A 23528-nucleotide genomic window follows, 5' to 3' on the forward strand; every position below is an offset into this window, starting at 1 on the left:
ACGGCGTGCGCGGCCCGGCCGCCACGACGACCGCGCAGGCGGGCAGCGTTTGCGCCAGGCTGCCGGCGTTCACGCCGCGCGTGGCAAACCCCAACGTTTGCAGGGCGTTGCGGGCCATCGCCATGCCGTGCTGTTCGTGGACTTCGACGCGGGCCACCAGGTTTTCATCGTCGCCGTGGTCTTCCAGGTCATCCAGCGACGTCAGGCTGTCCAGCATGGCTTCGCGGTGCCCCTGCGTGAAGCAGACCGTTTGCGCGCCTCGCTGGCTGATGCGGATCAACGCGTTGGTGAAGTCGGTCTCCGTGCCGCCGTTGATCGTCAACTTGCGGCGGTCGGCGGCCAGCACGGCGCTGCCCGCGAACTGGATGCCCGCTTCGCGCGCCTCGGCCGGCCGTAGCGCCGGGTCCACCCCGCGCACCCGGATCAGCGGATTGGCATGCTCGTACTGGCGCAGCAGTTCCAGCGCGTCGACCATGCTTTTGTTGCGCAGGTCGTAGAACCACGTCACCGTCACGGGCTGCTTGATCTGCCGGGCCACCTCGATGCTTTCGGGCGCCAGGCTATACAGCCGCTGCGCGGTCAGATCCACGCGCCCCAGGTTACGGGACGCCCACAGGTTCAGCGCCAGCAGCAGCGCGGCCACGGCCAACACCGGCAGCCACAGCGACAGGCGTTTGCCCGCGCGGCGCCATTGCGCACGCGGCATCATCGCAGCCTCCAGCGCTTCAGATTGACGGCCGCGATCATCAGCGCCAGCACGGCAACGCTGGCCAAGGTCAAGGTTGCCGGCCCGGGCAACACGCCGCGAATGAAATCCACATGCTGCGCCGACAGCGACAAGGCCTGAAAGAACGGTGACAGCGCCGGAAACGCGTCAAGCGCGGCGGGGTAATCGATGAACCACAGCAGCACCAGGATGCCCCACGTGGCGCTGGCCGCGACGATCTGGTTGGTGCACGCGCTGGACACCGCGATGCCGATCGCCAGGAACAGCGCCCCGTACAGGAACACGCCGATGTAGCCGCCCAGGATCGGCCCGTAGTCCGGTTGCCCGTACCAGGCCAGCGGCAATACGGCGGCCGTCGTGCCCGCCAGCATCAGCGCCAGCACGGTCAGCCCTGCCGCGTACTTGGCGGCTACCAGCGCCGCATCCGATAGCGGCAAGGTCAGCAGCAGCTCCAACGTTCCCTGCCGCGCCTCTTCCGCAAACGCCCGCATGCTGACCAGCGGCATCACCAGGATCAGCAGGATCGTCATGTTATGAAACGCTGTGACCATCTGGCCGGTGCTGACGAAGAACAGGTTGAAGCTGAACAAGTAACCGGACAACGCCCAGAAAACCGCCACCACCACCAGCGCCACGGGCGACCCGAAGTCGGTGCGCAGTTCCTTTCGGTATAAAGCGCCAAAGCCTTTCATGCCCGCCTCCGCATCAAGGGATCATTGGGCGCCAGCGCGGCTAGCAGTCGGGTTTCCACCGCGTCGTGCAGGGACAGCACGGCACGCAGTTCCGCGTGCGCCAGCGCAATGCGCAAGATGGCGTCGCAAGTCGCTGCGCCCGCCTCCGCGTCCCAACTGACTCGCCACTTGCTCAGTATTCCGTCCAATGCCACGGCATCCACGCCGCGCACCGCCGGACAAGCCGACAGCGCCGCATGCAGCGCCGCGTGGCGCGCCGCCGGCAACGCCAGTTGCAATTGCAGGGCCGACTGCGCTTGACCCAGCGCCGCGTCCTCCACCAGCCTGCCTTGGCGCAGGATGGCGATCCGCGTGCACAGGGCCTCCACCTCCTGCATCAAATGGCTGCTGAACACGACGGCGCGACCCTCGGCGCAACGGCGGATCATGGCGCGCGCCTCGACGATCTGCACCGGGTCGAGGCCATTGGTGGCCTCGTCCAGCAGCAGAACCGGCGGGTCGTTCAGCACCGCTTGCGCCAGGCCCACGCGCTGGCGCTGGCCTTTGGAGAGACGGCCGATCACGGTGCGCGCCACGCCTTGCAGGTCGAAGCCGTCGATCGCGCGTTCGATGGCCTGGCGGCGTGCTCCCGCCCCGCCTGCCACCTTGACCCCGGCACCGAACTCCAGGTATTGCGTCACCGTCAGCGTGTCGTACAGCGGGGCGCGTTCCGGCAGATAGCCGATATCGGCGTTACCGCGCCCCGGCGCCGGCTCGCGCCCGCAGATCGTGATGCGGCCGCTGTCCGGCGCATGGAATCCCGCCATCAAGCGCAAGGTCGTGGTCTTGCCGCTGCCGTTGGGTCCCAGCAGTCCCACGATTTCGCCGGGCCTGACCGACAGGCTCAGCGAATGCAGGACCTGGCGGGGCCCGAACGACTTGCAGACCTCGTGCAAGGCAACTGCGGGCTGCATCGCGCGGGCCGTCAGTCGAAGACTTTCGTCTTGGCGTTCTGCGCGTGCTGCTCCGCGTCGTGGCTGTACCAGAGCTGGCCCTGGCGCGCATCGCGGATCTGTTTCAGGCGGTCGATGGCCTGCATGGATGCCGCGGTGTTCCAGGTGATGCCGGGAATCACGCCTGCTTCGTTCTCGCCCGTATAGATGGCATCCGCCGCCAGCAGCACCGTGCCCGTATTCTTCAGTTTCACCTGCAGGGACTGGTGGCCTTGCGTGTGCCCCTTGGTGTCCAGCAGCACGATGGTGCCGTCGCCGAACAGGTCGAAGTCGCCTTCCACCTGGATGAAATCGTAGTCGCGCGTGGTGTCGAAATCTTTCATCACATAGGCGGCGCGCTGGAACTTTTCGGGCCACCAGGCGGCGCGCAATTCGGCCTTCTGCACGACGTGCCTGGCCTTGGGGAACATCTTGATATTGCCGGCGTGGTCCAGGTGGAAGTGCGAGTAGACGACGTACTTCACGTCGCTGACGTCAAAGCCGGCGGCCTTCAACTGGCGGTCCACGACGTCGTCGCGCCCCTGGATTGAATTGAAGGCGCCGCACAGGCCCTGCCCCCAATAATTGGCGCAGTTGCCGTCGGCGGTGGCCTGGTTCATGCCGGTATCGAACAGCACCAGCCCGCGCGGGTGCTGGATTACATAGGCCGGCACCGGGATCTTGATCTTGGTGCCCACGTCCACCATCGCGGTCATGAAGCCCTTGTCCAGCTCGATCTTGCCGACCGAAAGCTGCATCAGCTTGATGTCCGGCGGCGCATCGGCGGCATGCGCGCCACCCGCTGCCATCACCGCCACCGCGCCCACTGCACCCAAAAACGACTTCCAGCTCTTGCTCATTGTTGTCTCCTCGGACCAACAGGGGGAGCCGACGCCTGATGGCGGCGGCCGATAGCAAGCAACCCGGTGTGTCCCGGATTTCTTTCGATAGGGGTCTGCTGTGCGGGGCTGACTGCCGGACGGATAAGCTCGCCGGCCGAGACGGCGTCTGGTGGCCGTTGACTCTGTTGCGCACTCTGACGCAGCGCCGAAGGACTGCCAATTAAGCTTTCATTAAGCTGGGTTTCACGGCGCCCGAACTGGGGGGAACCCCTAGACGCAAGGCAGCGTCCGTCCCCCGCCCTGCTCTTCTACGCTGCCAGCGAATCCTTTTGCGGGTGACGGTAGCGTTGCAGCAGCCCGTCCTGGCGTGCCCGCGCCTGATCCACGCTTTTCTCCTTGACGTGACCATACCCGCGGATAGTGTCCGGCAGATTGGCCAGTTCCAACGCGGCCTCCCGGTTATCGGCGTTTAGCGTTTGCGAAAACTCGGCCGCCAGCGCCAGGAAGTCGGCGGCCAGCTGGCGTTCCATGCGGCGTTCGGCGGTCTTGCCGAACAGGTCCAGCCACGTGCCGCGCACCCGCTTCATCGGCGCCAGCATGCGGAACGCCACGCCCATCCACGCCCCGAACGCGCGCTTCTGCAAGCGGCCCTGTGCGTCGCGGCGCGCGAAGGCCGGTGGCGCCAGGTAGTAGCGCACGCGGTAGTCGCGCCCGGGCTCGCCTTCAAACTGCGCTTGCAGCTTGGCCTTGAACGCGGGGTCGGTATACAGGCGCGCCACCTCGTATTCGTCCTTATAGGTCATCAACTTGGCCAAGTTGCTTGCCACGGCGCGCGTCACCTCGTATCGCTGCCCTTCGGGCATGGCGGATTCCCGCGCACGCACCGCGTCCACCGCCGCGCGGAAACGCGCCGCGTAGGCCGCGTCCTGGTACGCGCCGACGTGCGCCGCCAGCCGCTGGATCAAGCCGTCCAGCGATTCGGGCAACGCCACCACGTGCCTGGCCTTCTTTGGACGCAGCGCCTCCACGCCGCGGTGCGCGGCCTGCCGGCCCAGTTCAAACGCGGCCAGGTTCTTGTCCACGGAGACGCCATTGATCTCGATGGCGCGGCGCAAGCTGTCGCGGCCGAGCGGCAGGCCGCCCTTTTGCCATGCGTAGCCAAGAAGCAGCGGATTGGCGTAGATCGTGTCGCCCAGCAAGGCCTCGGCCAGCGGCCCCGCGTCCAGAAAGTCGCAATTGCCGCCGGTGCTTACGGAGACCGCCGCTTCCGCCTGCGCGCCGGGAAAGCGCCAGGCCGGTTGCGACAGGAATGCCGCCGTCGGGGCCGCCGCGCTGTTCACCACTGCGCGGCCGTGGTCCGGCCGCAACCGCGACAGCACCTCGGGCGACGCCGACACCAGCGCGTCGCAGCCGATGACCAGGTCGGCCTCGCCCAGCGCCACGCGGGTGGCGTGCAGGTCTTCCGGCCGGTTGGCCAGTTGCACATGGCTGAGCACCGCGCCGCCCTTTTGCGCCAGGCCCGCCATGTCCAGCACGGTGACGCCCTTGCCTTCAATATGGGCGGCCGCCCCCAGCAAGGCGCCGATCGTCACGACGCCGGTGCCGCCCACGCCCGCGATCACGACGCGATACGCGGCGCCCCCGGCGATGAACGCGGGCGCAGGCAACGGCGCCTCAGGTAATGGCGATTCGTCCGCGCCCGACCGTGCCGGCTTGCGCAGCACGGCGCCTTCGGCCGTGACGAAGCTGGGGCAGAATCCTTCCACGCAGGAAAAGTCCTTGTTGCATGACGACTGATTGATGCGGCGCTTGGTGCCCAACGGCGTGTCCAGCGGTTCAACCGACAGGCAGTTGGACTTGACCGAGCAATCGCCGCAACCTTCGCACACGGCGTCGTTGATGAAGGCGCGGCGCAGCGGATCGGGGTAGTCGCCGCGCTTGCGGCGACGCCGCTTCTCGGTCGCGCAGGTCTGGTCGTAGATCAGCACCGTGGTGCCTTCGATGTCGCGCAGGGCGCGCTGCACATCGTCCAGCGACTTGCGGTGATGCACGTCGATCGCGCCGGGCAGCGCCGCCGCCCCGGTGTACTTATCGGGTTCGTCGGTGACCACCACGGTTTTCACGACCCCTTCGGCCTGCATCTGCGCCGCAATCTGCGGCACCGTCAGCACGCCGTCCACCGGTTGCCCGCCCGTCATGGCGACGGCGTCGTTGTAGAGGATCTTGTAGGTGATCGATGCGCGCGCCGCGACCGCCGCGCGGATCGCCAGCAGGCCGGAATGGAAATAGGTGCCGTCGCCCAGATTGGCAAAGATGTGGCGTTCGCGGGTGAAGTCCTTCTGCCCCAGCCACGCCACGCCCTCGCCGCCCATCTGGCTGAAGGTGTCGGTATCGCGGTTCATCCACATGGCCATGTAATGGCAGCCGATACCGGCCACCGCGCGCGATCCTTCCGGCACGCGGGTGGAGGTATTGTGGGGGCAACCCGAACAGAACCAGGGCTTGCGTTCTTCCACCAGCGTGGGGCGTGCGGCCTCGCGTTCCTTGGCGTCGATCACGGCCAGGCGGGCGGCGATGCGGGCGCGCAGTTCATCGGACAGGTCGGCCTTGTCCAGCCGCGCGGCGATGGCGCGCGCGATCAGCGCGGGCGACAGTTCGTAGCGCGCCGGCAGCAGCCAGCTGCCGCGCGGCGTGGACCATTCGCCGCCGCCATGCTCGCGTTCATCGAACTTGCCATACACGCGCGGACGCACATCGTCGCGCCAGTTGTAGAGTTCTTCCTTCAGCGCGTATTCCAGGATCTGGCGCTTTTCCTCGACGACCAGGATCTCTTTCAGGCCCGTGGCAAATTCGCGCGCGCCGTGCGCATCCAGCGGCCAGATACAGCCCACCTTCATCACGCGGATACCGGCTTCGGCACAAGCGGCCTCGTCCAGCCCAAGGTCGTTCAGCGCCTGGCGCACATCCAGATAAGCCTTGCCCGCCGTCATGATGCCGAAGTTCGCGCGGGGCGAATCCAGTACGACGCGGTTGAGCTTGTTCGCCCGTATATAGGCCAGCGCGGCATACCACTTGTGGTCCAACAGCCGCGCCTCTTGCGCCAACGGCGAATCCGGCCAGCGGATGTTCAGCCCGCCTTCGGGCAGCGCGTCCTCGGGCAACACAATCTGCACGCGCGCGGGATCCACGTCGACCGAGGCGCTGGACTCCACGACATCCGTCACACATTTCATCGCCACCCACAACCCGGTGTAGCGGCTCATGGCCCAGCCGTGCAGCCCGTAGTCCAGGTATTCCTGGACATTGGACGGGTACAGCACCGGAATGCCGCTTGCAATCAGCACGTGTTCGGACTGGTGGGCCACGGACGAGGATTTCGCGGCGTGGTCATCGCCCGCCAGCATCAGCACGCCGCCGTGGGCGGAGGAACCCGCGGAGTTGGCATGCTTGAGCACATCCACCGAGCGGTCCACGCCCGGCCCCTTGCCATACCACATGCCGAACACGCCATCGCGCGTGGCACCCGGGAACAGGTTCAGTTGCTGCGAGCCCCAGACGGCGGTTGCGGCCAGGTCTTCGTTCACGCCGGGCTGAAACACCACGTCGTGCGACTTCAGGTGCTTCTTGGCCTTCCACAGCGCCTGGTCCAGGCCGCCCAACGGCGACCCCCGATAGCCCGAGATGTAGCCGGCGGTGTTCAGGCCCGCCTGCTGGTCGCGCAGCTTCTGCAACAGCGGCAAGCGCACAAGCGCCTGGGTGCCGCTGAGATAGATGCGGCCGGTGGCCTGGGTGTACTTGTCGTCGAGCGTCAGGCCATGGGTATCGGCCACGCCGGGGGGTAGAGGGGCGTTCACGCGTTTGTCTCCTGCCGGATGCGGATTTGAGTATTTTCCGCAGTGTAGGAACGCCGTTCGTTATCGTATATTCATAGTTTCAGGTAGCAGGTATTCGAAAAACAGATGGCTAACGACGTCACCTTGCGGCAGTTGCGCTATTTCGCGGCGGCCGCCCGCACGGGCCGGTTTTCCATGGCGGCAGCCGACGAGCATGTCTCGCAATCGGCCGTCACCAATGCCGTGCTGGCCCTGGAATCGCAATTGGGCGTGCGCCTGTTCGACCGCCACCCGCACGGCGTCACGCTGACGCCGGAAGGCCACAACTTCCATCGACGCACCCAAGACATCCTGGACGCGCTGGACGACGCCATCCGCGAACCCGGTTTTCAGCGCTATGCGCTACGCGGCACGGTGCGGATCGCGGCGTCGTACACAGTGCTGGGGTACTTCCTGCCCGACCTGCTGGCGCGCTTTCGCCGGCGCTACCCCGAGGTGGTGCTGGACTTGGTGGACCTGGACCGCCCGGAGATCGAAGCGGCAGTGGCCAATGGCGACGTGGAACTGGGCGTGGCGTTGCTGTCCAACGTGGAAAAGCGCGAGCGCTTCGGCCATCAGGTGCTGGTGCGGTCGCGGCGGCAGCTGTGGACGGCATCCGGCCATCCGTTGCTGTCTGTCGCCGCGCCGTCGTTGGCCGACATCGCCCGCTACCCCTACATCCTGCTGGAGGTGGACGAAGGCGAACGATCCACCCTGAACTACTGGCGCACCCACGGCCTGCGGCCCGATATCGCCCTGCGCACCCGGTCCATGGAAGCGCTGCGGGGGCTGGTCGCGCATGGGTTCGGCGTCACCATGCTGTCGGACATGGTCTACCGCCCCTGGTCGCTGGAAGGCCGCAAGATTGAAGCCGTGCCGATCACCGACGCCGTGCCGCCCATGGAAGCGGGGCTGCTGTGGCATCCGCGCTCGGCGCTGGCTAAGCCAGCCGACGCCTTCCGGCAATTCATGATGGTGGCCTGCGGCGTGTAGGTGCAAGGCGCGGAGCGGCTAGACCTCGGCTAGACCCCGGCTAGACCAGCACGGCGCCCTTGCGGCGCGTGAACTGCGCAAGCGACTGCAGCGCCAGCGCGTGCATGGCCGCTACCGACGGCAGCAGGGTTTCCTCCTTGCGCGTCAGCACGCCGACGATGCGTTCCACCGTCGGTTCGGCCAACGGCACAAAGGCCAGGCCTGACCCCACGGACGGCCGCGCCAGCACGGGCAACACCGTCACCCCCAGCCCGCTGACCACGCTGGCAAGCAGCGACGCACGGTTGGAGACCACCATCGCAGGGTCGTCGATGCCCCCACCCAACTGTCGGTTCTTCAAGGTGTCGAACGTGGCGTTTCCGATCAGCCGTTCCGCGTCCAGCGCCGACCAGGGCACGCCCCCCCGCCGGCGCGCCAAAGGATGCCCCTTGCGGCAAACCAGCCCGAAGGCGTCGCGCGCAACGGGCGTGAACGCGACCTCCGCCGTGCGCGGCACCTGCCCCGCCACCCCCACCTGCACTTCGCCCGTGAGCACCAACCGGTGCACATCCTGCGACGATTCGTCCACGGCGCGGATACGGATATCCGGGTGGCTGCGCGCGTAGCGTTCCAGGAGCTTTGGCAGCCACTCATCCGCCAGCGACGGCATCACCGCCAGCGACACCGGGCCGGTATGGCCCATCCCCAATTGGCGCGCGGCATTCAGCACGCGGTCGTGCGTGGCCAGCAATTCGCGCAGCAAGGGTGCCACGGCATGGCCCAGCGGGGTCAACTGCGCGCGCTTGCCGGCTTCGAACAGCGGCGCGCCCAGTTGCCGCTCCAGATCCTGCATGGCCGCCGACACCGCCGCCTGCGAACGGTGCGTGCCCTCGGCCGCCAGGCGAAAGCTGCCGTGATCAGCGGCCAGCAGGAACTGGCGCAAGTGTTGGATCTTCAGGGGCTGGGGCATGACGGCTGGCCAATCAAATTCAGATTTTCCGAAATTAACTTACGTTAATTTGGATTGTCAAAATTCCATGCCCGCTTCAACAATGCACCCATCGTTCATCACGTATGCATGGGAGCAATGGAATGGCTTTGCAAGTGCGAAAAATCGTCAGTTACGTCGAGAAGACCTGCATTGAAGGCGGCAAGGCGGCCGAGCGGCCGCTGATCATGATCGTGGCGGCCGCCGTGATCCGCAATCCGTGGGCCGGCCTGCCCTTCCAGGAAGACCTGCGCCCACAGATCCTGGAAGCCGCGCCGCCGCTGGGCGAGTTGCTGGTGCAAGAGATCCTGCGCCAGGCAGGTTCGGCCGACCAGATCGAAGCCTACGGCAAGGCTGCCGTGGTCGGCACCGCTGGCGAAGTCGAGCATGCCTCGGCGCTGATCCACACGCTGCGCTTCGGCAACGCCTACCGCAACGCCGTGGGCGGCACCAGCTACCTCAGCTTCACGAACACGCGCGGCGGACCGGGCTGCGTGATTTCGGTGCCGCTGATGCACAAGCAAGACGAAGGCCTGCGGTCGCACTACCTGACCGTGCAGACCAACATCAACGACGCCCCGGCCCCGGACGAGATCGTGATTGCGCTGGGCGCGGCCACCTCCGGCCGGCCGCATCACCGCATTGGCAACCGCTATTCCGACCTGCAGGAACTGGCGCAAGAGGCGCAATCGAAATGAGCGAGCCGCGCCGCCGTTCCGGCCGGGGCGAACCGCTGGTATTGCTGCACGGCGTCGGGCTGGACCACACGCTTTGGGATGATCTTGTTCCGTTGCTGGAACCGGATTTCGATGTGCTGTGCTACGACCTGCTGGGCCATGGCGGGGCTCCCGGCATCTCGGGCGAGGCTCAGGTGCAGGACTTCGTCGCGCAGTTGGACGCTGAACTGGATCAAGCCGGTTGGCAGCGCGCCAACGTGCTGGGCTATTCCATGGGCGGCTTGATTGCGGGGGCCTATGCGGCCACCCGGCCGCACCGCGTGACCCGGCTGGTGTTGCTGAGCACGGTATTCCAGCGCACGCCGGAGGAAGTCCGCGCCGTGACGGCCCGTCTGGCCGCCGCCGCGACCCAGGATGTGGAAGCCGCCGCCGCGGTCTCGCTGCAGCGCTGGTTCACGCCCGGCTTCCAGGCCGCGCGCCCCGAGCGCGTGGCGGCCATCGGCCAGCGTCTGGTGCGCAACGACCGCGCGAATTTCCTGGCGGCATACCGGCTGTTCGCGCAGGGCGACCCGATCCTGGCGCAGGCCGCGCCCGATATCGCTTGCCCGGCGCTGGCCATGACCGGTGGGGAAGACGTCGGGTCCACCGCCCGCATGACGCGCGGCCTGGCACGCGCGCTGCCCAACGGCCGTGCGCGCGTCGTGGAGGGCCAACGGCATATGCTGCCGGTGGAAGCTCCGGCCGTGGTGGCTGCGGCGCTGCAAGCCTTTTTACTGCCGACAACCGCTGAATCGTCCGCCTGACAGAGACGATCGGCCAACGCCCCGAAAGGGGACGGAGAGGGAGACAAACCCATGCATCGCAGAACCGTACTGAAACACCTGGCCATGGCCGCAGCGGCGCCCGCTGCCTTATCGCTGACGCGCCATGCGGCGGCGCGCGAAGCGCCCCTGCGCGTGATCGTGCCGTTCCCGCCGGGCGGCGGCACCGACGTGCTGGGGCGCGTCATTGCCGCCACGCTGGAAAGCGCGTTGGACCGGTCCGTCGTGGTCGAAAACAAGCCCGGCGCCAGCGGCATGCTGGGTGCGGACTACACCGCCAACGGCGCCAAGGACGGCAGTGTGCTGCTGTTCGCGGGGCTGGTGCCGTCCGTGCGCTATTACGCGCGCCCGCCTGAAGACGTGCTCAAGCAGCTCGCGCCCGTCTGCCCGATCGCACGCTCGCCCTATATGGTGGCCATCAATAGCAGCCTGCCGGCCAAGACGATGGCGGAACTGGTAGCCCAGGCCAAACGGGAACCCAAGGGGCTGACGTTCGGATCGCCGGGCAACGCCACGCCGCAGCATCTGGCCACCGAGCTGCTGCAAGCCGCCTGCGGCATCGACATGCTGCACGTCCCGTATCGGGGCACGGGTCCAATGATGACGGATCTTCTGGGCGGCCAGATCCAGCTCGTCGTGGCGACGGTGGCTGCGGTCGAGCCCTATCTGAAAAGCGGGCGCCTGCGTGTGCTGGCGGTGACCAGCCCCGAACGCCTGCCCAAGTATCCCGACATTCCCACCGTCGCCGAAAGCGGTTACGCGGGTTTTGACGCGCAGATTCGTTTCGGCACGTATTGCGCTGCCGGCACACCGGAGGCGACGATCGCCGCGCTGAACCAAGGTATCAACCGCGCACTGCAAACCGACGCCGTCCACGCCAAGCTGGCCGAACAGGGCTTCCAGCCGACCGGCGGCACGCCCCAGCAGTTGCAACAGGCGTTGCTGTCCGAAATCCGCGACGTGGCCGGACTGGTAAAGGCAGGCAAGGTGCGGGTGGACTTGTAGCGATCTGTAGCGGCCGGTAGCGAAAGGGGCGCAACGCCGGCAGGTGGCGTGATTAGAATTCGGTCTTCTTCGTCCCTGCCCGCCTACGATGTCCCGCCCCCTATCCTTCTTGACCGGCGCCCTGACCTTGTCCGCCCTGTTGACGGGTGGCGTGGCGCACGCCGCAAGCGGCCCTTGCCCCGAGGCGGCCGACATCGTGCGCAGCGTGTATCAAAACCAGGACAAGCCCGACCGCGAAGGCCGCATCCGCTTAAAGCAAGGCCACGCCATCGTGACGCTGTCTGACGCGGACGTCGGCGCGCCCTTCGCGGTAGCGTGCAAGGCCTGGCCGGCCAACCCAGACATGCTGCTCGTGGCGGTGCCGTTGATGCAAGCCACGCCAGACCCCGAAAACGGCCACGTCGGCGATCTGGAAGTGCTGGTGCTGGACCGCCAGACGCTGCAAGTGCGGCAGCGCCGCACGCTGGTTAATCTGATGTCGGACGATGCCCTGCGCATCGCCAGCCTGTCGTTCGATACGGCGCGCTATGACGTCACCGCCGACCGCCGTGCGTTTGGTATCCGCATCGAACGCGAAGGCGCCTCGCGCGCCAACCCCATGGACGAAACCAGCTTGCGGCTCTTCACCGTGGAAGACGACGCATTGCGCCTGGTGCTCGACGGCCTGATCGTCAACCACTCGTCCGGCCAATGGGACACCCAATGCGCGGGAAAATTCACGGAACGCGCGATCAGCCTGGCGATAGGCACGGCGCAAGCCAAGGGCTACCGCGACTTGATCGCCACCGACTCGCACTCGTCCAGCCGTGCCGCGGTGCAGCAAGGCGGCTGCGAAGAAAAAACCGTCAGCCAGGGCAAGACGCGCCACACGCTGCGCTTTGACGGCAAGCGTTATCGGATTCCCAAAGCGCTGCGTTCGATAGACAGCGAGACCGCTGGATAACCACCATTTACAAGCGGGCCCGTCTCTGTGCATGCTGCCTAGCTGATCCGGCATAGATCGGGCGCACCATGGAGACGACATGCCTAGTCAGGAATCCCTGCATTCCGCCCATATCCGCGAGATCGAACAGGTAGGCCGCGGACGCCCCACGCAGCGCGACGCGCATGTGGTGCGCAGCTGGCTGCGCTGCCTGGACCAATACCAGCTGGATCCGGCCCAGGCGTGCGAGGCCTACATCGTGCCGGACGGACGGCTGCGCGAACACCGCCAGCAATCCGAAGCGCTGATCAACATTGCCCGCAGCGGGCTGGACCATCTTTTCCGCCAGGTCGCGGGCCAGAATTACGTGCTGCTGCTGGCCGACCGCCAGGGCGTCACCGTGGAATTTCTGGGTGACCCCTTACAGACCGACAAGCTGCGCAAAGCGGGCCTGTACCTGGGGTCCGAATGGTCCGAACCGCGCGCCGGCACCTGCGCCGTGGGCGCCTGCCTGGAAACCGGCGAAGCGCTGACCATCCACCAGACCGACCACTTCGACAACACGCACACACCGCTATCCTGCACCGCCGCCCCCATCTACAACGCCGATGGCGAATTGGCCGCCGTGCTGGATATTTCCCTGCTCAGTTCCCCCAGCCTGAAAACCAGCCAGAATCTGGCGCTGCACCTGGTCAACAGCACCACGCGCCGCATCGAATTGGCCAACCTGATGGCGCGCACGCGCAATGAATGGGTACTGCGCTTTGCGCGGTCACCCGAGTTTCTGGACGTGGACCCGGAAGCGGCGATCTCGCTGGACGGCGCCGGCCGCATTCTGGGGATGACGCACTCCGGCGCCAAGTTGCTGGCGCGCGCGGCCGGGCTGGATTGGCGCAGCCCGGCCGGTCTGATCGGCCAGCCCGTGACCCGCTTCTTTGAGGTGCAGCTGGACGACCTGCCGCACTACACACGCGGCCACGCGCCGCAAGACCGCCTGATCGTCGCCCGCGATGGCAATGCGCTGTTCGCGCACGCCATCGAACCCAACCGCCACCTGCGCGGCGCCACGGTCGCCGTGCGCGCCACGCCGTCCGCGCTGCGCGGGCTGGACGGTGGCGACGCCAAGATGGCAGCGCTGCAAGGACGCGCCGCCAAACTCGCGCGCCAAGGCCTGCCCATCCTGCTGCAAGGTGAAACCGGCGTGGGCAAGGAATACCTGGCCCGCGCCATCCACGAAGACAGCCGCCGCCCGGGCAGCTTTGTCGCGGTGAACTGCGCGGCCATTCCCGAATCCCTGATCGAAAGCGAACTGTTCGGCTATCTGCCGGGCGCCTACACCGGCGCTGCCCCCAAGGGCCGCAAGGGCCTGATCGAGGAATCTGACGGCGGCACGCTGTTCCTGGATGAAATCGGCGACATGCCGTTGACGCTGCAAAGCCGCTTGCTGCGCGTGCTGGCGGAGTCCGAGGTCACGCCCATCGGCGCCAACGCGCCGCGTGCCGTGCGGCTGACACTGGTGTCCGCGTCGCATCGCGACCTGGGCGCGCTGGTGCGCGAGGGCCGGTTCCGCGAAGACCTGTATTACCGCATCAACGCCGCCACGCTGACCGTGCCGCCGCTGCGCGAACGGCAGGACCTGGACTGGCTGATCGCCCGCATGCTGGCGCGCCACCAGGACGAATCCGGTGCACCGGTGCTATCGCCTGCGGCGCTGCTAGCGCTGAAGGCGCATGCCTGGCCGGGCAATATCCGCGAGCTGGCCAACGTCATCGCGGTCGCCGCCGCCTTGTGCGAAGACGGCGTCATCACGCCGCAAGATCTGCCGGACACCTTTGCCCCGGCCGGCCCGGCGCTCAGCGCGGAAGAAGCCGCGCTGCGCGCGACGCTGGCCCGCTGCGGCGGCAATGTGTCGGCAGCAGCGCGCCAGCTGGGTGTGGACCGCTCTACCGTCCACCGCCAGATGCGGCGCTACGGGCTCACGCGTTAGGCGCAAACTCGGCGCCTGGCGCCACACCGTGCTGCAACAGGTGTGGCGCGTTGCGACAGTCCAGCGCATCGCCGTTTGGCGCGCGCCCCGTCGCCACGGCCTGTCGCAAGCTGGCACGGCATTTGCATGTGCAGTCTTGACGCTCACCGGCCGGCACAGGCCAGGGCGTCAATGGACGGAGCCATCCGCCATGACCACGACGCCCGCCCCGGGCAAGGAGACAAGACATGCAGACAGACCCCGCCGATGCCGCTCTGGACGCGGTGCTCGCCCGCCTGAACACCGCGTTGGGCAACAAGGAGATTGATGCCGTTGCCGGCCTGTTCCAGGACGAATGCTATTGGCGCGACCTGGTGCTTTTCAGCTGGAACCTGCGCACGCTGGAAGGCCGCGACCAGATCCGCGAGATGCTGACGCAACAGCTGTCACAAGTGGAGCCGGTACGATTCACCCGCGACGAACGTGAGGCCGTGTCCGACGAGGGGGGACTGCTGCAAGCCTGGCTGCATATCGACACGAACCTGGCACGCGGCTATGGCCACATCCGCGTGAAAGACGGCAAGATCTGGACGCTGCTGACCACCATGTCCGAACTGAAGGGGCATGAAGAACCCAGCGGTACACGCCGCCCCAAGGGCGCCGAACACGGCCACCACCGCGATCGCCAGACCTGGCTGGAAAAGCGCGAACAAGAAGCAGCCGAACTGGGCTACCAGACCCAGCCCTACGTGCTGATCATCGGCGGCGGGCAAGGCGGCATTGCCCTGGGCGCGCGGCTGCGCCAGTTGGACGTGCCCACGATCATCATTGAAAAGAACGAGCGCGCCGGCGACAGCTGGAGAAAGCGCTACAAGTCCCTGTGCCTGCACGACCCGGTCTGGTACGACCACCTGCCCTACATCCCCTTCCCCGAAAACTGGCCCGTCTTCGCGCCCAAGGACAAGGTCGGCGACTGGCTGGAGATGTACACGAAGGTGATGGAGCTGAACTACTGGACCTCCAGCGTCTGCCAGTCGGCACGCTACGACGAACAGAAAAAGGAATGGGAAGTCACCGTGCTGCGCGACGGCAAGCCCGTGGTACTGCGGCCCAAGCAACTGGTGCTGGCCACCGGCATGTCGGGCAAACCGAACATCCCGCGCTTTCCGGGCCAGGACGAATTCCAGGGCGAGCAGCAGCATTCTTCGCAACACCCGGGGCCTGACGCGTACCGAGGCAAGAACGTGGTGGTGATTGGCGCCAACAATTCGGCCCACGACATCTGCGCGGCGCTATGGGAAGGCGGCGCCAACGTCACGATGGTGCAGCGCTCGTCCACCCACATCGTCCGGTCGGACACGCTGATGGACATCGGCCTGGGCGGGCTGTATTCCGAACAGGCGCTGGCCAACGGCATGACGACGCGCAAGGCGGACCTGACCTTCGCGTCCCTGCCCTACAAGATCATGGCGCAGTTCCAGATCCCGCTTTACGACCAGATGCGCGAACGCGACGCCGAGTTCTACGGCAAGCTGGAGAAGGCGGGCTTCATGCTGGACTGGGGCGACGACGGCTCGGGCCTCTTCATGAAATACCTGCGTCGAGGATCGGGCTATTACATCGACGTGGGGGCTTGCGACCTGATCATCGACGGCAGCATCAAGCTGCAGTCCGGCACCGACGTCAGCCACCTGGCGCGCGAGGCCGTCGTGTTGAAGAACGGCGTCACGCTGCCGGCCGATCTGGTGGTCTACGCCACCGGTTACGGCTCGATGAACGGCTGGGCCGCCGACCTGATCAGCCCGGAGGTCGCCGACAAAGTGGGCAAATGCTGGGGTTTGGGCTCGGACACCACCAAGGATCCCGGCCCCTGGGAGGGCGAACAGCGCAACATGTGGAAGCCCACGCAGCAGGAAGGGCTATGGTTCCACGGCGGCAACCTGCACCAGTCTCGGCACTATTCCCAATACCTGTCCCTGCAATTGAAGGCGCGGCAAGTCGGGCTGCCGGTACAGGTCTATGGCGTGCAGGAGGTGCACCACAAGCGGTAGCCCACGCCCAAGCCCCCGTTGGCGCAAGCGGTATCCGTCGCTTGCGCCAAGCGGTCACCCAAGGTAAATTGTTGACAATCTGGCGTTCCAAGACGCCTTATTCCGAATATTTCTGCTTAATCCGGACAGATTGTTGACACCATGAGCAAAGTGCTGACGCTGCCGGGCACCCCGCCGGGCGATGGCGAAACGTTGTCGGATCACATCTTCAAGAAGATCCAGGCCGCCATCGTCAAAGGCGAGATCGCCCCGGGCAGCAAGATTTCCGAGCCCGAACTGGCGCGCCAGCACGGCGTCAGCCGGGGCCCCCTGCGCGAGGCCCTGCACCGGCTGGAAGGCCAGAAGCTACTGGTGCGCGTGCCGCACGCCGGCGCCCGCGTCGTGTCGCTGTCGCAGCAAGAGCTGTCCGAACTCTACGAGATCCGGGAATCACTGGAAGGCATGGCCTGCCGGCTGGCCGCCGAACGCATGCCGCCCGCCGAAATCGCCGAACTGCGCGGCGTGCTGGAAGCCCACGAACGCGACGCCGCCTTCCAGGCCGGCCTGGGCTACTACCAGCAGGAAGGCGATTACGACTTCCACTACCGCATCGTCAAGGGCAGCGGCAACCAGATGCTGTTCCGCATGCTCTGCGACGAGCTCTACCAGCTGGCGCGCATGTACCGCATCCAGTATTCGACCACGCCCAACCGCCCGCGGCAGGCCTACGCCGAACACCACCGCATTCTTGACGCCATCGCCGACCGCGACGGCGAGCTGGCCGAAATCCTGATGCGCCGGCACATCCGCGCATCCCGTATCAACATCGAACAACAGATCGCCCAGAGCAACCTGCGGCGCACGGAGGCATGATGAACCACTCGTACAGAAAGACCCTGCCCGGCACCCGCCTGGACTATTTCGATGCGCGCGCCGCCGTCGAAGCCATTGCCCCCGGCGCCTACGCCGGTCTGCCCTACACGTCCCGCGTGCTGGCCGAAAACCTGGTTCGCCGCTGCGACCCGGCCATGCTGACCGACGCGCTCAAGCAACTGATCGAACGCCGCCGCGACCTGGACTTTCCGTGGTTTCCGGCACGCGTGGTCTGTCATGACATTCTGGGCCAGACGGCGCTGGTCGATCTGGCCGGCCTGCGCGACGCTATCGCCGACATGGGCGGCGACCCGGCCAAGGTGAACCCGGTCGTGCCGGTGCAACTGATCGTCGACCACTCCCTGGCCGTGGAATTCGACGGCAACGACCCCGAAGCCTTCGCCAAGAACCGCGCGGTGGAAGACCGCCGCAACGAAGACCGCTTCCACTTCATCGACTGGACCAAGCAGGCCTTCCGCAACATCGAAGTCGTGCCCCCGGGCAACGGCATCATGCACCAGATCAACCTGGAGCGGATGTCCCCGGTGATCTACACGCAAGACGGCGTGGCCTTCCCCGATACGCTCGTCGGCACCGACAGCCACACCCCGCACGTGGATGCGCTGGGCGTCATCGCCATCGGCGTGGGCGGACTGGAAGCCGAAAACGTGATGCTGGGCCGCGCGTCCTGGATGCGCTTGCCCGACATCATCGGGGTCGAACTCACCGGCCGCGCCCAACCGGGCATCACCGCCACCGACGTGGTGCTGACGCTGACCGAATTCCTGCGCCGCGAAAAGGTCGTGGGCGCCTATCTGGAGTTCTACGGCGAAGGCGCCGCCAGCCTGACGCTGGGCGACCGCGCCACCATTTCGAACATGGCCCCCGAGTACGGCGCCACCGCCGCGATGTTCTCGATTGACCAGCAGACCATCGATTACCTGCGCCTGACCGGCCGCGAAGACGAACAGATCGCGCTGGTGGAAACCTACGCCAAGACCGCCGGCCTGTGGTCCGACAGCTTGAAGACCGCCGAATACGAACGCGTGCTGCGCTTTGACCTGTCCACCGTGGTGCGCACGCTGGCCGGCCCATCCAACCCGCACCGCCGCCTACCGGTATCCGACCTGGCTGCGCGCGGCATCGCGGGCGTGGTGGAAAACGAACCGGGCCGGATGCCCGACGGCGCCGTCATCATCGCGGCCATCACCAGCTGCACCAACACCAGCAACCCGCGCAACGTGATCGCCGCCGGCCTGCTGGCGCGCAACGCCAACCGCGCCGGCCTGTCGCGCAAGCCCTGGGTGAAGAGCTCGCTGGCGCCGGGATCCAAGGCCGTGCAGCTGTACCTGGACGAAGCCGGCCTGACGGAAGACCTGGAAAAGCTGGGCTTCGGCGTCGTCGCGTTCGCCTGTACCACGTGCAACGGCATGTCGGGCGCGCTGGACCCCGTGATCCAGCAAGAAATCATCGACCGCGACCTCTATGCGACCGCCGTGCTGTCGGGCAACCGCAACTTCGACGGCCGCATCCACCCCTACGCCAAGCAGGCGTTTCTGGCCTCCCCCCCGCTGGTCGTGGCCTACGCCATCGCCGGCACGATCCGCTTCGATATCGAACGCGATGTGCTGGGCACCGGCGGCGACGGCCGCGAGATCCGCCTGAAGGACATCTGGCCCACCGACGAAGAAATCGACGCCGTGGTCAAGGCATCCGTCAAGCCCGAGCAGTTCCGCAAGGTCTACGCGCCCATGTTCGGCATCCAGGACGACCGCAAGGCGGGCGTCAGCCCGCTGTACGCGTGGCGCCCGCAAAGCACCTACATCCGCCGCCCGCCGTACTGGGAAGGCGCGCTGGCAGGCGTTCGCACGCTGCGCGGCATGCTGCCGCTGGCCGTGCTGGGCGACAACATCACCACCGACCACCTGTCGCCGTCCAATGCCATCATGCTGGACAGCGCAGCCGGCGAATACCTGGACAAGATGGGCCTGCCAGAAGAAGACTTCAACTCGTACGCGACCCACCGCGGCGACCACCTCACCGCGCAACGCGCCACCTTCGCCAACCCCAAGCTCTATAACGAGATGGTGACGAACAACGACGGCACCGTGAAGCAAGGCTCGCTGGCGCGCGTGGAACCCGAAGGCCAGGTCATGCGCATGTGGGAAGCCATCGAAACCTATATGGACCGCAAGCAGCCGCTGATCATCGTGGCCGGCGCCGACTACGGCCAGGGCTCGTCGCGCGACTGGGCCGCCAAGGGCGTGCGCCTGGCCGGCGTGGAAGCCATCGTGGCCGAAGGCTTCGAACGCATCCACCGCACCAACCTGATCGGCATGGGCGTGCTGCCACTGGAATTCAAGCCCGGCGTGAACCGCAAGACGCTGGCCCTGGACGGCACCGAAAGCTACGACGTCATCGGCGAACGCAAGCCGCGCGCCGACCTGACGCTGGTGATCCACCGCCGCAGCGGCGAGACCGTGCAGGTACCTGTCACCTGCCGGCTGGACACGGCGGAAGAAGTGTCCATCTACGAAGCCGGCGGCGTGCTGCAGCGCTTTGCCCAAGACTTCCTGGAAGCCGAATCCGCCACCACCAAAAAGGCCGGCTGACCCCATCGGGCGGCGGGCGCCGATGCGTCCGCCGCCCCGCCCGACGACATTGCACCGAGACATCAGGACGACCCCATGGCCCATGCACCCCAAACCAAGATCGCCGCGACCTACATGCGCGGCGGCACCAGCAAAGGCGTGTTCTTCAAGCTGGATGACCTGCCCGAATCCGCGCGCGTGCCCGGCGCGGCGCGCGACGCGCTGCTGATGCGCGTGATCGGCAGCCCGGACCCCTACGGCAAGCAGATCGACGGCATGGGCGCCGCCACATCCAGCACCAGCAAGACCGTCATCGTCGGCAAGAGCACCCGGCCAGAGCATGACGTGGACTACCTGTTCGGCCAGGTCTCCATCGACCAGCCCTTCGTGGACTGGAGCGGCAACTGCGGCAACCTGTCCGCCGCCGTCGGCCCGTTCGCCATCACCAACGGCCTGGTCGACCCGGCCCGCGTACCCGCCGACGGCATCGCCGTCGTGCGCATCTGGCAGGCCAATATCAAGAAGACCATCATCGCCCACGTGCCGATGACAGGCGGCGCGGTGCAGGAAACCGGTGACTTCGAGCTGGACGGCGTGACCTTTCCCGCCGCCGAACTGCGGCTGGAATTCATGGACCCCGCCGAAGAAGGCGACGGCGGTTCGATGTTCCCTACCGGCAACCTGATCGACGACCTGGAAGTCCCCGGCGTGGGCACGTTCAAGGCCACGATGATCAATTCGGGCATCCCGACCATCTTCCTGGACGCCGAAGCCCTGGGCTACACCGGCACGGAACTGCAGGACGATATCAATGGCGACGCCGCCGCGCTGGCCCGCTTCGAGACCATCCGCGCGTACGGCGCCCTGCGCATGGGCCTGATCGCCAAGATCGAAGACGCCGGCAGCCGCCAGCACACGCCCAAGGTCGCCTTCGTGGCGCGCCCCAAGGCCTATGTGTCCTCCAGCGGCAAACAGATCGGCGCGGGTGACATCGACGTGCTGGTGCGCGCGCTGTCCATGGGCAAGCTGCACCACGCGATGATGGGCACGGCTTCCGTCGCCATTGGCACCGCGGCAGCCGTTCCCGGCACGCTGGTGAACCTGGCCGCGGGCGGCACCGAGCGCGACAACGTCAACTTCGGCCACCCCTCCGGCACACTGCGCGTGGGCGCCCAGGCGCAGCGGGTGGACGGCGAATGGAAGGTCACCAAAGCCATCATGAGCCGTAGCGCGCGCGTGCTGATGGAAGGCCGCATCCACGTGCCGAAAGAAGGATTCTAAGCCGGATTCCGCCAAGGGAGAGCCGCGAGCAAAGGCTCGCAATTTACATTTTTACCCCGGTTTTTATGGCATCAAGGGTAGACGCTGCCCCCGTCTACCCCTATACTTAACAGATGTTGTAATTCATCACCGGACCCCGCCGATGCTCCGTCATCGAGGGCACCCGTCACATGGCCGCGCACAGCGGCCCGGCGCCAGCGCCGAAACACCACCACCCAGCCGCCCGGCCGAAAGCCAGCGGTTGCGGAACAAAAACCTGCTTACCCAGCAGGACCATTGCTCATCGCACTGAGCCGCCTCCGCGTCAACGACATCCGTGTCCGCGACGCCCCGGCCCTATGCCGCAGCAAGGCACCAATACGGTGTGTCTTGTGTTTGTCCGACCCGGGCGCCACCCCTTGCCCGGCGGGGCAGGCACGCGACCGCGCGCTCGAAACAAAAACGAAAAGCCCGCGGTCCATCGGTGTTTCGCCTGCGCCATGGGAAGGCTTGCCGCCCATCGCACCCCGCGGAAACGGCACTCACGCAGCCCCGGCCGTCTGGCCGAGACAAGGCTGTCGAGGAGTAAGGACCCCTAAGATGCAAGAGACAGTGTTCTTCCAGTTATCGGCGACCACCGCCATCCTGTTGCTGGCCGGCTTCTACGGCGCAACGTTCCTGATGTCGCTATTCATCGGCGAAAAAAACGAGAACGTCGACGGCTTCATGGTGTCGAACAACGCGGTCGGCTTTGGCCTGTCGACCGCCAGCATGATCGCCACCTGGATCTGGGCCGCCTCCTTCTACGCCAGCGCCACCTCCGGCTACAAGTACGGCTTGTCCGGTCCGCTGCACTACGGCTTCTGGGGCGCCCTCATGATTCTCTTCATCTACCCCTTCGGCAAACGCTTCAGGCAACTGGCGCCCAAAGCCCACACGCTGGCCGAAGTCATCCACGCGCGCCACGGCACCTCCAGCCAGATGATCATGGCGGTGTCGAACATCGTGGGCAGCTGCATCAGCCTGATGGTCAATTTCACGGCTGCCGGCGCGCTGGTCTCGATCCTTAGCCCGCTCACCTTCATCCAGGGCGTGCTGATTGCCGGGCTGGGCGTGCTGTCCTACACCCTGTGGTCGGGCTTCCGCACGTCGGTCATGACCGACTTCGCGCAATTGGCCGCGATGATCATCGCCGCGGTCATCATCATTCCGCTGATCTTCTTCAACGCCGGCGGGCCGGACATGCTGCAAGCCAACATGTGGCGCTTGAACAGCGAGCAGGCCGACTTCTATTCCACCAAGGCCATCCTTGAGCAAGGCGCGCCGTACTTCGTCGCCGTGCTGGCGTACGCCATCGGCAACCAAACCATCGCGCAGCGCCTGTTCGCAGTGCGCGAAGACCTGATAAAGCCCACCTTTCTGACCGCCACGGTCGGCTACGGCGCGGTGGTGATCGGGCTGGGCATGCTGGGCCTGCTGGCGCTGTTCGTCGGGCTGGAACCGGCCAACGGCGACATGAACAACATCATTCCGCAGATGGCGTCCACCTACTTGCCGCCGTTCGGCATCGCGCTCTTCTTCCTGCTGGTCGTGGGTTCGCTGTCGTCCACCGCCGACTCCGACCTGGCGGCGCTGTCCGCCATCGTCATGACCGACGTCTACGCCAAGAACCTGGCGCATGGACGCCCGGATCCGCAGCGCATGCTGTGGTGGGGCCGCGCCACCATGATCATCGCCACGATGATCGGCGTGGTCTTCGCGAGCCTGCGCCTGGACATCCTGGTCATGCTGGTGTTCGTGGGCGCGCTGTGGGGCGCCATCGTCTTCCCGGTCATCGCCAGCTTCTACTGGGACCGCGTGAACAACCGCGCCTTCGTCTGCTCGGTGCTGAGCGCCGTCGTGCTGTTCTCGATTGCGCGCTTCGAGCTGCTGCCCATCACGGGTGTCGTCGCCATCTTCTTCGAGATCTGCGCGGCCATCGGCGGTGGCGTGGTGCTAAGTCTGATGGCGTTCGGCTTTCTGGGCCGCACCGTCGCCATCACGGTGGGCGCGATCGGCGTCGCCGTCATGCTGCCCGTCTTCATCGGCAGCCTGCGCGACTATATCGTGCTGCTGGCCTCGCTGACGGCCTATGGCGCCAGCGCCACGGTCTGCGTGGCCCTGAGCCTGCGCAACCGCGAACGGTTCGATTTCAACATGCTGGCGGACCGCGTCACCTCGTTCCACCGCGAGCAGCACGCGGTGGCGCAAGACGCGCCGTCCGACCGACTTGCCGCCGACAGCGCCGCGCGCTGATCCATGACTATCAACACCAGGAGT

Annotated in this window: 17 protein-coding genes; 11 read left to right on the forward strand and 6 right to left on the reverse strand. The window is 66.4% G+C overall.

Annotated elements, in window-relative coordinates; genetic code table 11:
* From HG262_RS02640 to HG262_RS02660, 5 genes are all read right to left on the reverse strand, one after another.
* Positions 1–709, reverse strand: a 709-nt coding sequence (locus HG262_RS02640; protein WP_211186934.1) for a Gldg family protein, incomplete at its 3' end; no start/stop codon positions are given.
* Positions 706–1419 carry an ABC transporter permease subunit gene (locus tag HG262_RS02645; RefSeq protein WP_169269566.1) on the reverse strand — a complete coding sequence of 238 codons (714 nt, stop codon included), beginning with the start codon at positions 1417–1419 and terminating at the stop codon, positions 706–708. The genes HG262_RS02640 and HG262_RS02645, both read right to left, overlap by 4 nt.
* Positions 1416–2372 (reverse strand): ABC transporter ATP-binding protein, encoded by a 957-nt coding sequence (locus tag HG262_RS02650; protein ID WP_169269567.1) that lies wholly within the window; start codon positions 2370–2372, stop codon positions 1416–1418. Before HG262_RS02650 ends, HG262_RS02645 begins: the two co-directional genes overlap by 4 nt.
* An 11-nt stretch (positions 2373–2383) precedes the next feature.
* On the reverse strand, positions 2384–3250 hold the full coding sequence (locus HG262_RS02655) for an N-acyl homoserine lactonase family protein (protein WP_169269568.1): 867 nt from the start codon (positions 3248–3250) through the stop codon (positions 2384–2386).
* A 290-nt stretch (positions 3251–3540) separates the two neighbouring features.
* Positions 3541–7086, reverse strand: coding sequence for an indolepyruvate ferredoxin oxidoreductase family protein (locus HG262_RS02660; protein ID WP_169269569.1), 3546 nt, complete (start codon positions 7084–7086; stop codon positions 3541–3543).
* Between the two features lie 105 nt (positions 7087–7191).
* On the opposite strand from HG262_RS02660, the gene HG262_RS02665 reads away from it, so the two are divergent.
* Positions 7192–8097 (forward strand): LysR substrate-binding domain-containing protein, encoded by a 906-nt coding sequence (locus HG262_RS02665; RefSeq protein ID WP_169269570.1) that lies wholly within the window; start codon positions 7192–7194, stop codon positions 8095–8097.
* A gap of 40 nt (positions 8098–8137) precedes the next feature.
* Here HG262_RS02665 and HG262_RS02670 read toward each other — a convergent pair whose 3' ends face one another.
* Positions 8138–9046 carry a LysR substrate-binding domain-containing protein gene (locus HG262_RS02670; protein ID WP_169269571.1) on the reverse strand — a complete coding sequence of 303 codons (909 nt, stop codon included), beginning with the start codon at positions 9044–9046 and terminating at the stop codon, positions 8138–8140.
* A 122-nt stretch (positions 9047–9168) separates the two neighbouring features.
* On the opposite strand from HG262_RS02670, the gene HG262_RS02675 reads away from it, so the two are divergent.
* From HG262_RS02675 to HG262_RS02720, 10 genes are all read left to right on the forward strand, one after another.
* Positions 9169–9762, forward strand: a complete 594-nt coding sequence (locus HG262_RS02675; protein WP_169269572.1) for an amino acid synthesis family protein — start codon at positions 9169–9171, stop codon at positions 9760–9762.
* On the forward strand, positions 9759–10544 hold the full coding sequence (locus tag HG262_RS02680) for an alpha/beta fold hydrolase (RefSeq protein WP_169269573.1): 786 nt from the start codon (positions 9759–9761) through the stop codon (positions 10542–10544). The genes HG262_RS02675 and HG262_RS02680 overlap by 4 nt, the downstream gene beginning before the upstream one ends.
* A gap of 51 nt (positions 10545–10595) precedes the next feature.
* Positions 10596–11567, forward strand: coding sequence for a tripartite tricarboxylate transporter substrate-binding protein (locus HG262_RS02685; RefSeq protein WP_169269574.1), 972 nt, complete (start codon positions 10596–10598; stop codon positions 11565–11567).
* A gap of 88 nt (positions 11568–11655) precedes the next feature.
* Complete coding sequence (locus HG262_RS02690) at positions 11656–12510, forward strand: hypothetical protein (RefSeq protein WP_169269575.1); 855 nt, start codon at positions 11656–11658, stop codon at positions 12508–12510.
* Between the two features lie 79 nt (positions 12511–12589).
* A complete protein-coding gene (locus HG262_RS02695; protein ID WP_169269576.1) occupies positions 12590–14476 on the forward strand; it encodes a sigma-54-dependent Fis family transcriptional regulator in 1887 nt (628 codons plus the stop codon).
* Positions 14477–14703: 227 nt separating this feature from the next.
* Positions 14704–16506, forward strand: a complete 1803-nt coding sequence (locus HG262_RS02700; RefSeq protein ID WP_169269577.1) for an NAD(P)/FAD-dependent oxidoreductase — start codon at positions 14704–14706, stop codon at positions 16504–16506.
* 141 nt (positions 16507–16647) lie between these two features.
* Positions 16648–17358 (forward strand): GntR family transcriptional regulator, encoded by a 711-nt coding sequence (locus HG262_RS02705; protein ID WP_169269578.1) that lies wholly within the window; start codon positions 16648–16650, stop codon positions 17356–17358.
* Positions 17358–19970 carry a Fe/S-dependent 2-methylisocitrate dehydratase AcnD gene (gene acnD / locus HG262_RS02710; RefSeq protein ID WP_169269579.1) on the forward strand — a complete coding sequence of 871 codons (2613 nt, stop codon included), beginning with the start codon at positions 17358–17360 and terminating at the stop codon, positions 19968–19970. The genes HG262_RS02705 and acnD overlap by 1 nt, the downstream gene beginning before the upstream one ends.
* Before the next feature lie 75 nt (positions 19971–20045).
* Entirely contained in the window at positions 20046–21230 is a 1185-nt protein-coding gene (gene prpF / locus HG262_RS02715; RefSeq protein WP_169269580.1) for a 2-methylaconitate cis-trans isomerase PrpF, read from the forward strand.
* 579 nt (positions 21231–21809) lie between these two features.
* Complete coding sequence (locus HG262_RS02720; RefSeq protein ID WP_169269581.1) at positions 21810–23504, forward strand: sodium:solute symporter family protein; 1695 nt, start codon at positions 21810–21812, stop codon at positions 23502–23504.
* The last annotated feature ends 24 nt before the right edge of the window (positions 23505–23528 follow it).

This window comes from Achromobacter sp. Bel (genome assembly GCF_012928505.1).
Lineage (GTDB): Bacteria > Pseudomonadota > Gammaproteobacteria > Burkholderiales > Burkholderiaceae_B > Achromobacter.